Annotated in this window: 11 protein-coding genes; all 11 read left to right on the plus strand. The window is 70.5% G+C overall.

Annotated elements, in window-relative coordinates; all coding sequences use genetic code 11:
* The 11 genes from murF (at position 1) to ACFJGV_RS01035 (ending at position 11,744) form a co-directional block, all read left to right on the plus strand.
* Positions 1-1,425 carry a UDP-N-acetylmuramoyl-tripeptide--D-alanyl-D-alanine ligase gene (gene murF / locus ACFJGV_RS00985; protein ID WP_378146139.1) on the plus strand — a complete coding sequence of 475 codons (1,425 nt, stop codon included), beginning with the start codon at positions 1-3 and terminating at the stop codon, positions 1,423-1,425.
* Positions 1,422-2,516 carry a phospho-N-acetylmuramoyl-pentapeptide-transferase gene (mraY, locus tag ACFJGV_RS00990; RefSeq protein ID WP_378146141.1) on the plus strand — a complete coding sequence of 365 codons (1,095 nt, stop codon included), beginning with the start codon at positions 1,422-1,424 and terminating at the stop codon, positions 2,514-2,516. Before murF ends, mraY begins: the two co-directional genes overlap by 4 nt.
* On the plus strand, positions 2,516-4,024 hold the full coding sequence (gene murD / locus ACFJGV_RS00995; RefSeq protein WP_378148601.1) for a UDP-N-acetylmuramoyl-L-alanine--D-glutamate ligase: 1,509 nt from the start codon (positions 2,516-2,518) through the stop codon (positions 4,022-4,024). Before mraY ends, murD begins: the two co-directional genes overlap by 1 nt.
* Positions 3,996-5,195, plus strand: coding sequence for a putative lipid II flippase FtsW (gene ftsW, locus ACFJGV_RS01000; protein ID WP_378146143.1), 1,200 nt, complete (start codon positions 3,996-3,998; stop codon positions 5,193-5,195). The genes murD and ftsW overlap by 29 nt, the downstream gene beginning before the upstream one ends.
* Positions 5,192-6,298, plus strand: a complete 1,107-nt coding sequence (locus ACFJGV_RS01005; protein ID WP_378146144.1) for a glycosyltransferase — start codon at positions 5,192-5,194, stop codon at positions 6,296-6,298. The genes ftsW and ACFJGV_RS01005 overlap by 4 nt, the downstream gene beginning before the upstream one ends.
* A gap of 13 nt (positions 6,299-6,311) precedes the next feature.
* Complete coding sequence (murC, locus tag ACFJGV_RS01010; protein WP_378146146.1) at positions 6,312-7,715, plus strand: UDP-N-acetylmuramate--L-alanine ligase; 1,404 nt, start codon at positions 6,312-6,314, stop codon at positions 7,713-7,715.
* Positions 7,712-8,806, plus strand: coding sequence for an FtsQ-type POTRA domain-containing protein (locus ACFJGV_RS01015; protein WP_378146148.1), 1,095 nt, complete (start codon positions 7,712-7,714; stop codon positions 8,804-8,806). Before murC ends, ACFJGV_RS01015 begins: the two co-directional genes overlap by 4 nt.
* A 127-nt stretch (positions 8,807-8,933) precedes the next feature.
* A complete protein-coding gene (gene ftsZ, locus ACFJGV_RS01020) occupies positions 8,934-10,121 on the plus strand; it encodes a cell division protein FtsZ (protein WP_378146149.1) in 1,188 nt (395 codons plus the stop codon).
* A 16-nt stretch (positions 10,122-10,137) separates the two neighbouring features.
* Entirely contained in the window at positions 10,138-10,812 is a 675-nt protein-coding gene (locus tag ACFJGV_RS01025; protein WP_378146151.1) for a YggS family pyridoxal phosphate-dependent enzyme, read from the plus strand.
* Between the two features lie 38 nt (positions 10,813-10,850).
* Entirely contained in the window at positions 10,851-11,363 is a 513-nt protein-coding gene (locus tag ACFJGV_RS01030) for a cell division protein SepF (RefSeq protein WP_378146152.1), read from the plus strand.
* Between the two features lie 75 nt (positions 11,364-11,438).
* Entirely contained in the window at positions 11,439-11,744 is a 306-nt protein-coding gene (locus ACFJGV_RS01035; RefSeq protein WP_259422958.1) for a YggT family protein, read from the plus strand.
* The last annotated feature ends 13 nt before the right edge of the window (positions 11,745-11,757 follow it).

Consider the following 11,757-nt stretch of genomic DNA (forward strand, 5'->3'; position numbering starts at 1 on the left):
ATGCTCGAACTGACCCTCACCGACGTCGCCGACATCCTCGGCGGCCGTCTGGTGCTCACCGGATCCGCGGCCGAGGCCGGATGGACGCCCGACTCGGTCGTGTCCGGCACCGTCGACACCGACTCGCGCCTGATCGGCCCGGGCGACGTCTTCGTCGCCAAGCGCGGCGAGGCCGATGACGGTCACCGCTTCGTGCCGAACGCGGTCGAGGCCGGCGCCACGCTCGTCATCGTCGAGCACGAGTCCGACGTGGCCGTGCCGCAGATCGTCGTCGCCGACAGCGTCGACGCCCTCGGGGTGTTCGCGACCGAGGTCGTGCGTCGTGTCCGCGCACGGGGGCGGCTGAAGATCGTGGGCATCACCGGCTCCAACGGCAAGACCACGACCAAGAACCTGCTCCGCTCGATCCTCGAGCGTGTGGGCGAGACCGTCGCCCCGCGCGACTCGTTCAACAACGAGGTCGGCGCCCCGCTGACGATGCTGAAGCTCACCGACGACACGCGCTACCTCGTCGCCGAGATGGGCGCGAGCGGCCGGGGCGAGATCACGCGGCTGATCCGCATGGCCAAGCCCGACGTGGGCGTCGTGCTCATGGTCGGCCTGGCGCACGCGGGCGAGTTCGGCGGCATCGAGGCCACGCAGATCACGAAGACCGAGATGGTCAAGGACCTCGAGCCGGGCGACGTCGCCGTGCTCAACGTCGACGACCCGCGCGTCGCGAGCATGGCCGAGAAGACCGCCGCCCGCGTGCGGTGGTTCGGCCTCGGCGATCGCGCGGAGGTGCGCGCCACCGACATCGAGGCGACCGCGCTCGGCACCGGCTTCACCCTGCACCTGCCCGACGGCTCCTCCGCTCCGGTGCGCTTCGGCGTGCTCGGGGAGCACCACGTCATGAACGCCCTGGCGGCCGCCGCCTCGGCCCACGAGCTCGGCGTGCCCCTGGAGGTGATCGTGGCCGGCCTCGAGTCGGTCACGCGCGCCGAGCGCTGGCGCATGGAGGTCATGGGCGGCGGCGACGGAGTGGTCGTCATCAACGACGCCTACAACGCGAGCCCCGATTCGATGGCCTCCGCCCTCAAGACCCTCGCCCAGATCGCCCGTCCCGACCAGCGCACCATCGCCGTGCTCGGCGAGATGAGCGAGCTCGGTCCCTACGCCGTCGAGGAGCACGACCGCATCGGCCGCCTCGTGGTGCGCCTCAACATCGAGCGGCTGTACGTGGTCGGCGAGGGGGCGCGCGCGCTCCACCTCGCCGCGAACCACGAGGGCTCATGGGACGGCGAGGCTGTCTTCGCGGCCACCGCCGACGAGGCCTTCGACCTCATCCAGGCGGATGCGCGCGAGGGCGACGTGATCCTGGTCAAGTCCTCCAACTCGGCCGGCCTGCGCTTCCTCGGCGACCGGCTCGCGGAGGCCCACTCGTGATCACCCTGCTGCTCGCCGCCTCGCTGTCGCTGGCGTTCTCCCTGTTCATGACCCCCGTGTTCATCCGCATCTTCAAGCGGTTCGCCTGGGGCCAGTTCATCAACGTCGACACCCCCGAGTCGCACTACGTCAAGCGCGGGACGCCCACCATGGGCGGCATCGTGATCATCATCGCGACGCTCTTCGGCTACTTCGTCTCGGCCATGTTCACGCAGGAGCCGCCGACGGTGTCGGGTCTGCTGGTGCTGTTCCTCATGACCGGGCTCGGTGTGGTCGGCTTCATCGACGACTTCCTCAAGGTGCGCAAGGAGCGGAGCCTCGGCCTCGGCCCGATCGCGAAGATCGTGGGCCAGGTCGTCGTGGGCGTGGTGTTCGCGCTGCTCGCGATCCAGTTCCCGAACGCTCGCGGCGAGACGCCGGCCTCGACGAGCATCTCGTTCATCCGCGACCTGCCGTTCGACTTCCTGTCGTGGGGTGCGGTCATCGGCGTGATCGTGTTCGTGATCTGGATCGGCCTCATCGTCATCTCCACCTCGAACGCGGTGAACCTCACCGACGGCCTCGACGGACTGGCGCCCGGCTCGAGCATCCTCGCCATCGGGTCGTTCATCATCATCGGCTTCTGGCAGTTCAACCAGTCGTGCTCGAACGTGAACATCGACCCCGACGTGCTGTACAAGTGCTACGACGTCCGCGACCCGCTCGACCTCGCGGTCGTCGCGGCGACCGTCGTCGGCGCCCTGATCGGCTTCCTCTGGTGGAACACGAACCCGGCGCAGATCTTCCTCGGCGACACCGGCTCGCTCGCGCTCGGCGGCGCCCTCGCCGCGCTGGCGATCCTCGCCCAGACCGAGCTGCTCCTGGTCTTCATCGGCGGCATCTTCGTCCTCGTCGCAGGCCAGGTGGCCGTGCAGCTGACCTACTTCAAGCTCACCAAGGGCAAGCGCATCTGGCGGGCGAGCCCCCTCCATCACCACTTCGAGATGAAGGGCTGGGCCGAGGTCACCATCGTCGTGCGCTTCTGGATCATCGCGGGGCTGTTCGTCGCCGCGGCGGTCGGGTCGTTCTACCTCGAGTGGCTGTCCAGCTGATGGCGGCCCCGCTCGACGAGCTCACCAGCTGGCACGCCGACTGGAGCGGCCTCAAGGTCGCGGTCCTGGGCCTCGGCATGACCGGGTTCTCTGTCGCCGACACGCTCACCGAGCTGCAGGCAGACGTGCTCGTGGTCGCCGAGAAGGCGAAGCAGGAGTACCGCGACCTGATCCCGGTGATCGGCGCCCGCCTCGAGCTGGCCCCCGCGGGGGAGGTGCCGGAGGCTCTGCGCGGCTTCGAGCCCGACCTCGTCGTGGCCTCGCCCGGCTACCACCCCGACGACCCGTTGCGGGTCTGGGCGGATGAGCACGGCATCCCGGTCTGGGGCGACGTCGAGCTGGCCTGGCGGCTGCGCGACAAGGTCGGCCGTCCCGCCGACTGGATCGCGGTCACCGGGACCAACGGCAAGACCACGACCGTGCAGCTCACCGCGGCGATGCTGCTGGCCGGAGGCAAACGCGTCGCGCCCTGCGGCAACATCGGCATCCCGGTGCTCGACGCCATCCGCGACCCCGAGGGCTTCGACGTGCTCGTGGTCGAGCTGTCGAGCTACCAGCTGCACTCGCTCCACTCGATGTCGCCGTACTCGGCGGTGTGCCTCAACATCGCCGAGGACCATCTGGACTGGCACGGCTCCATGGAGGCCTACGCAGCCGCGAAGGCGAAGGTGTACGAGCGCACGCAGGTGGCGTGCGTCTACAACAAGGCCGACGAGCGCACGCTCCGCATGGTCGAGGAGGCCGACGTGGTGGAGGGCGCGCGTGCCGTCGGCTTCGACCTCGGCACTCCCGGGCCGAGCGACTTCGGCGTGGTCGACGGCATCCTCTGCGACCGGGCCTTCCTCGCCGAGCGCCGCGACTCCGCGCTCGAGATCGCCACGATCGACGAGCTGCGGGCGCGCGGACTAGGGGCGCCGCACACCGTCGCCGACGTGCTGGCCGCCTCGGCGCTGGCCCGCAGCTACGGCGTCTCCGTCGACGCCATCCGCCAGGCACTCGCCGCGTTCTCGCTCGACCGGCACCGCATCGAGCATGTCGTGACCGCCGGAAGGGTGACCTGGGTCGACGACTCGAAGGCCACCAACCCGCACGCGGCCGGCGCCTCGCTGACCGCGTATCCGTCGATCGTCTGGATCGTCGGCGGCCTGCTCAAGGGTGCCGACATCGACCCGCTGATCGCCTCCTCGGCGGCGCGGGTGCGTGCCGCCGTGGTCATCGGGGTCGAGCGCGACGAGGTGCTCGCCTCATTCGCACGACACGCGCCCGACCTTCCCGTGTTCGAGGTCGCTCACGATGAGACTGAGGATGTGATGGCCGAGGCCGTCGCCCTGGCGGCCGCTGCGGCGTCTCCAGGCGACGTGGTGCTCCTCGCACCGGCCGCGGCGTCCATGGACCAGTTCGCCGACTACGCCGATCGCGGCGACCGTTTCGCCGCCGCGGTGAGAGCGCACACCGAGAACCACCCGGGAGGCCTGCAGGATGACGTCGGAGAGCCTCCCCTCGAGTAGCGCAGCCGGCGGTCGCGCCCGGACGGCGCGCATCCGTCTGGGCGAGGTCGTCACGGCCGAGTCGGGCAACTACTTCCTGCTCCTCGGCACGACGCTGTTCCTGGTGCTGCTGGGCCTGGTGATGGTGCTCTCGTCGAGCTCGATCGACTCGTACACGGCCCGCCAGGGCTTCTTCGGGGTGTTCTGGAAGCAGGGACTGTTCGCCCTCATCGGCATCCCGCTCATGCTCGTCGTGTCGCGCGTCCCCCTCCGCTTCTGGAAGCGCTGGGCGTGGGTGGGCCTCGCGGCTGCGCTGGCGGTGCAGATGCTCGTCTTCACGCCGCTCGGCGACGAGGTCGGCGGCAACCTCAACTGGATCGCGATCGGCGGCTACACGTTCCAGCCGTCCGAGCTCGTGAAGCTCGCGCTCGTGATCTGGCTCGGGATGATCATGGCCAAGAAGGAGACCCTGCTCTCGCGGTGGGGTCACCTGATGATCCCGGTCTTCCCTATGACCGCGCTCGCCCTCGGCCTGGTGCTGATCGGCGGCGACCTCGGCACGGTGATGATCATGGCCGGGCTGGTGCTCGGGGGCCTGTTCTTCGCCGGCGTCAAGCTGCGGATGCTGGCTGTGCCCATCCTGGTCGGCGCCATGGTCGCGATCGTGGTGGCGTTCTCGAGCCAGAGCCGATCCGACCGCATCGCGTCCTTCCTCAGCGGGACGAACGCCGACTACCAGGGTGTCGACTGGCAGACCCAGCACGGCGAATGGGCGCTGGCCGGCGGCAATCTCTTCGGCGTGGGGCTCGGCAACTCGAAGGCGAAGTGGTCGTGGCTGCCCGCGGCCGACAACGACTACATCTTCGCGATCATCGGCGAGGAGCTCGGGCTGGTGGGCGCCGTGGTGGTGCTCATCCTCTTCGTCGCCCTGGCCATCGCCTTCGTGCGGATCATCCGCTCGACCCACGACATGTTCTCGCGTGTGGTCACCGGTGCCGTGATGGTGTGGCTGATCGGCCAGGCGTTCGTCAACATCGCGGTCGTGCTCGGTCTGCTCCCGGTGCTCGGCGTGCCGCTTCCGCTCATCTCCTCCGGAGGATCGGCTCTGCTGACGAGTCTCGCGGCCATAGGCATCGTGCTGTCGATCGCGCGAGAGGTCGGCCGCGACGCGCGGGTGGGGCTCGGAGCATGACCACGTACCTCCTCGCCGGTGGAGGCACCGCGGGTCATGTGAACCCGCTGCTCGCCACCGCCGACGCCCTGCGGGCCGCCGAGGCCGACGCCGAGGTCCTCGTGCTCGGCACCGCCGAGGGCCTCGAGGCCAGGCTGGTGCCCGAGCGCGGCTACGAGCTGCTCACCATCCCGAAGCTGCCGTTCCCTCGCCGGCCCAACAGCGCCGCCGTGGCCTTTCCCGCCCGGTTCCGCGAGACGCTCCGGCAGGTGCGACGCCTCATCGAGGATCGCGGGGTCGATCTCGTCGCCGGCTTCGGCGGATACGCGTCGGCGCCGACCTACCTGGGGGCGCGTGCGGCAAAACGGCCCCTGGTCATCCACGAGGGCAACGCCCGGCCGGGCCTCGCCAACCGCCTGGGCGCCCGGTACACGCCCCACGTCACGACGACCTTCTCGAACACGCCGCTCCGGAACGCCACCCTCGTCGGGATGCCGCTGCGGCGGGAGGTCACCGCGCTCAGCGACCCCGCGGCGAAGAGCGCCGCCGCCGCGGAGGCCGCGCGCACCTTCGGCCTCGACCCGACGCGTCCGACGCTCCTCGTCACCGGCGGCTCGCTGGGCGCCCGCCGGATCAACGCCGCCGTCCACGCGAACGCGCGCGCGGTCGTCGACGCCGGTTGGAACGTGCTCCACATCGCCGGCGCCCGCACCGAGGTCGCCGACCCCGGCGTGCCCGGCTACGCCTTCATGACGTACTGCGATCGGATGGACCTCGCGCTCGCCCTCGCCGACTTCGCCGTCTCGCGGGCCGGGGCCTCGACGGTCTGCGAACTGGCCGTCGTCGGGCTGCCGTCGGTGCTCGTGCCGTACGCCGTCGGCAACGGCGAGCAGCGGTTCAACGCACGGGACCTCGTCTCAGCGGGCGGTGCTAGCATCATCGCCGATTCCGAGTTCACCGCCGACCGGTTCCGGGAGTCGGTCCTCCCGACCCTCGCCGATCGCGACAGGGTCGACGACATGGCCGTGCGAGCCTCCTCCGTCGGCATCCCCGACGGCGACAGGCGGCTCGCGGAGATCATCCGGTCGGCCGCGCACGACGCGCGAACCACCACGAAGCCCTGAGGGAGCGCCACCCGTGATCAAGCCCGACCTCGACATCCCGATCCCCGACGAGCTCGGAGCGGTGCACTTCGTGGGCATCGGCGGCTCCGGAATGAACGGGATCGCCCGCCTGTACAAGGCCGCGGGCATGACGGTCACCGGCTCCGACCGCACCGACTCCGCGTACGCCGAGAAGCTGCGCGCGCTGGGCATCCCGGTCGCCGTCGGACATGATGCCGCGAACGTCGGCGCCGCCGACACGCTGGTCTTCACCGGGGCGCTGTGGCCCGACAACCCCGAGTACCTCGAGGCGAGGGAGCGCGGCCTCACGATCCTGCACCGGTCGCAGGCGCTCGCGTGGCTCGCCAACCGGCGGCGGCTCGTCGCGGTCGCGGGCGCGCACGGCAAGACCACCTCGACCGGCATGATCGTGACGGGTCTGCTGGGGCTCGACCAGGATCCCGGCTACGTCAACGGCGGCACGATCTCGGCGCTCGGCACGAGCTCCGCCGCGGGCAGCGGCGAGCTGTTCGTGGTCGAGGCCGACGAGTCCGACGGCTCGTTCCTGCTCTACGACACCGCGGTGGCGCTCATCACGAACGTCGACCCCGACCACCTCGACCACTACGGGTCGGTCGAGGCGGTGGAGGACGCCTTCGTCCGCTTCGCCGACGCGGCCTCCGAGCTGGTCGTGATCTCGAGCGACGACGCGGGAGCCCAGCGTGTGCGCTCCCGAATGTCGCATCCGCAGGTCATCACGTTCGGCGAGGCGGAGGACGCCGACGTCCGCGTGGTCGACGTGGTGACCGACGGACCCGTCGCCTTCACGCTCGTGCACCAGGGGGCGACCGCCTCGGCCACGCTGGCCGTGCCCGGGCGTCACAACGCCGTCAACGCCGCCGGGGCCGTCGCCGTGCTCATCGGGCTCGGGTTCGGCCTCGCCGAATCGCTCGACGCGGTCGCCGACTTCGGCGGCACCGGCCGGCGGTTCGAGCTCCACGGCACGGTGGGCGGCGTCAGCGTCTACGACGACTACGCGCACCACCCGACCGAGGTCGACGCCGCGCTCACGGCGGCCCGTACGGTGGTCGGCGATGGCCGGATCATCGCCGTGCACCAGCCGCACCTGTACAGCCGCACGCAGCTCATGGCCGGCGAGTTCGCCGAGACGCTCGAGCGCACCGCCGACTACACGATCGTCCTGGCGGTCTGCGGCGCCCGCGAGGATCCGGTGCCCGGGGTGACCGGCGAGCTCGTCTCGGAGCGCTTCCACGACCCGGAGAAGGTCGTCTACATCGACGACTGGCAGCGGGCGGCGGAGGCACTGGCCGCCTACGCGAAGCCCGGCGACTTCGCCGTCACGCTGGGCTGTGGCGACGTCAACCTCATCGTGCCGCAGCTGCTCGCGTCGCTGGAGAAGGCCGCGAGCCCGCAGTGAGACGTCCCCCCGGTCTGACCCCGCCCCCGGCGCCTCCGCCGTCGTCGCCGACACCGGAGGCGGCTCCGGCGCGAGGCAAGCGGCCCAAGCCCGAGCCTGCCCCGGCCCCGGCGAGCGACAGCTCGACGACGGCGCGCCAGGGCCGTGGGCGGCCTGCGACGCCGAGGCCCTCGCGCGCCGCCGACGAGCACCTGACCGAGCCCATCGTCCTCGAGCGCTCCGCTCTGCGGGGTGGCGCGCGCACGGCGACTCCCGCCGAGACCGCTCCCGCTGCTCCGAAACCCGACCGGCCTGAGCCGGACGGCCGCGACCCGGGTCGGAGCAGCGCCTCGCAGCTCCGCCAGGCGGTGCGCGCACGGCGCCGTTACGAGCGACGGGAGGCGCGACGCTTCACGCAGTGGAGCCGACGCCGCCGGATCTCGTGGCTCGTCGGGCTCGGCCTCGCCGTCGGACTCGTGGTGGTCGCCCTGCTCGCCGCATACTCGCCGCTCCTCAGCGTGCGCACCATCGAGGTGACGGGGACGTCGCGCCTCGACCCGGCGACGATCGAGGCGGCCGTGTCCGATCAGATGGGCAGGCCGCTCGCACTCGTCGACGAGGGCGCCATCCGCGAGGAGCTGTCGCAGTTCCCCCTGATCAAGTCGTTCGCCGTCGAGGCGCTGCCGCCGTCGGGCCTGGGGATCCGGATCGTCGAGCGCACCCCGGTCGCACAGGTGCAGTCGGCCTCGGGATGGGACGTCGTCGACCCGGCCGGCGTGGTCGTCCAGTCGTCGCCGCAGCCCGTGCCCGGGTACCCGGTGTACGACCTCGCCGGCACGCAGCTGGGCGGGGCGGCCTTCGCCGCCGCGGGAACGGCTCTCGCCTCGCTCCCGCCCGACCTGCTCGCCCAGGTCACGAACGCGACGGCGGCGACGCCCGACAGCATCACCTTCACCTTCGGCACCGCCGGTCAGCGCGTGGTCTGGGGGAGTGCGGAGAAGTCCGCGCTCAAGACGCTCATCCTCCAGCGGCTCATCGCCACCCAGGATCCGAGCCGGGCCGTGGAGTACGACGTGTCCAGTCCGGAGAGTCCGGTGATCCGGGGCGGATGATCGCCGACACGCGGGCGGGTTGTGGCCGTCCGCGTCCCGGGTGACCTACCGTCATCCCTAGGAAATATCTACTCGGAATAACTTTAAGTTTCTACCTGAACTTTAAGGTTTGCTGCGGAGGCCGGACGTGACTTCAAACCAGAACTACCTCGCTGTGATCAAGGTCGTCGGCATCGGGGGCGGCGGCGTCAACGCGGTGAACCGGATGATCGAGCTCGGCCTCCGGGGAGTCGAGTTCATCGCCATCAACACCGATGCCCAGGCGCTCCTCATGAGCGATGCCGACGTCAAGCTCGACGTGGGCCGCGAGATCACCCGGGGGCTCGGTGCCGGCGCCGACCCCGAGGTCGGTCGTCGCGCTGCCGAGGATCACGCCGAGGAGATCGAGGAGGCGCTGGCCGGCGCCGACATGGTCTTCGTCACGGCGGGCGAGGGCGGCGGCACCGGCACCGGCGGCGCCCCCGTGGTCGCCCGCATCGCCAAGTCGATCGGCGCCCTGACCATCGGTGTCGTCACGAAGCCGTTCGGGTTCGAGGGCAAGCGCCGCCAGGCGCAGGCCGAGGCCGGCGTCGCCACGCTGAAGAACGAGGTCGACACCCTCATCGTCGTGCCGAACGACCGCCTGCTCGAGATCAGCGACCGCGGCATCAGCATGCTCGAGGCGTTCTCCACCGCCGACCAGGTCCTCCTGGCCGGTGTGCAGGGCATCACCGACCTCATCACCACCCCCGGCCTCATCAACCTCGACTTCGCCGACGTGAAGTCGGTCATGCAGGGCGCGGGCTCGGCCCTCATGGGCATCGGCTCCTCGCGAGGCGCCGACCGCGCCATCAAGGCCGCCGAGCTGGCCGTCGCGTCCCCGCTGCTCGAGGCGAGCATCGACGGCGCCCGCGGCGTCCTGCTCTCCATCCAGGGCGGATCGAACCTCGGCATCTTCGAGATCAACGACGCAGCGAAGCTCGTGCAGGATGCGGTGCACGCCGAGGCGAACATCATCTTCGGTGCCGTCATCGACGACACCCTCGGCGACGAGGTGCGCGTGACCGTGATCGCCGCCGGCTTCGACGGCGGAGAGCCGCAGCCGGTCGTGGAGGGTCGCCGCAGCTTCGTGGCCAGCGACGACTCCGACTCGTACGGATCCGACACGGCGTCGACCTCGTCGCTCCGTCGCGACCAGCGCGCCGAGCAGTCGAACGAGGAGAAGGCCACCTGGTCGGCCGCATCCCCCGAACTCGGCTACACGAGCGCCGTGGCGCTCGACCCGGCCTCGGAGGACGACGACGCCGACCTCGACGTCCCCGACTTCCTCAAGTGACGTCGAGGTCTCCTCGGTGACCCCCGGGCTTCCCGAGCGGCTCGACGACATCGCAGAGCGCATCCATTCGGCGTGCCGCAGCGCCGGTCGCGATCCGGTGGAGGTCACGCTCATCGCGGTGACGAAGTTCCACCCGGCCGGGATCATCCGCGACCTGGTGTCGCTGGGGCTCCACGACATGGGCGAGAACAGGCACCAGGAGGCGCGCGAGAAGGCGGCCGAGCTCGCCGACCTCGACATCACCTGGCACTTCGTCGGTCAGCTGCAGCGCAAGAAGGCGAAGCAGGTGAGGGAGTACGCCTCGGTGATCCACTCCGTCGACCGTGCAGAGCTCGTGGGCGCGCTGTCGTCGGAGGAGTCGACGGTCGGCTGCTTCGTGCAGGTGAACCTCACCGACGACCCCGAGCGCGGGGGAGTGCGCCCCGAGGGTCTGCTGACGCTCGCCGAGAGCGTGCTCGAGGCGCCCGGCCTCGACCTCCTCGGCGTCATGGCGGTCGCCCCGCTCGATGAGGAGCCGGCCCGCGCGTTCGAACGGCTCAGGACGCTCTCCGACGACGTCCGCGGCTTGGATCCGCGCGCGTCGAAGATCTCCGCCGGCATGACGCACGACTTCCCCGAGGCGATCGCCGCAGGCGCGACACACCTCCGCATCGGGACGGCAATCACGGGAAACCGACCGACTCGCGATTAATCTTGCGGTCAAGCCGACTTACGCAACCGGAGGTTCACATGGCCAACCCGCTCCGCAAGACCATGGTCTACCTGGGTCTCGCAGACGAAGAACTCGAGTACGAGACCCCCGCCGCTCCGGCCGCGCCGGTCGCTCCCGTTCCTCAGCCGCAGCCCCAGGCGCAGGCCGCCCCGAGCGCGGCACCGTCGCAGACGCGTGCGCCTGTGACCCCCCTCCGCAAGAACACGCACTCCCACTCTCACCAGAAGAATGCGGCCCCGGCAGACATGAACGAGATCCTCACCGTCCACCCGAAGCAGTACCGCGACGCTCAGGTGATCGCCGAGAACTTCCGCGAGGGGATCCCGGTCATCATCAACCTGTCGCAGATGACCGATGCCGACGCACGCCGTCTCATCGACTTCGCCGGTGGTCTCTCGCAGGGCCTCTACGGCAAGATCGAGCGTGTGACGAGCAAGGTGTTCCTGCTCTCGCCGGCGCACGTCGCCGTCTCCGGTGACAGCGGCCAGGAGGCCCGCACCGAGTCGTCGTTCTTCGTCCAGCAGGCCTGATCCGGTCGGCCGAGGCGCCGCCCGCACGACGTACCGCTCGACACGAGTTGATCCCAGACAGGACATAATCACAGCGTGGGTTCTCTCGTCGCCATCATCGCGACCGTCGCGTACTTCCTCCTCCTGCTGTACTTCTTCACCATGTGGGGGCGGTTCGTCCTCGACCTGGTGCGGACGGTCCGGCGCGGCTGGCGACCTCGCGGCGCTCTGCTCGTGGTCGCCGAGGTGGTCTACACGGTCACCGATCCGCCCATCCGGTTCTTCCGCAGGATCATCCCGCCGCTTCGGCTCGGCGGGGTCGCGCTCGACTTCGGTTGGTCGATCGTGATGCTGATCGTGATCATCCTGATGTCGGTGGCCGGGTTCCTTCGAGGCGTCTGAGACCCGTTGTATC

This window comes from Cnuibacter sp. UC19_7, from assembly GCF_042699995.1.
Lineage (GTDB): Bacteria > Actinomycetota > Actinomycetes > Actinomycetales > Microbacteriaceae > Cnuibacter.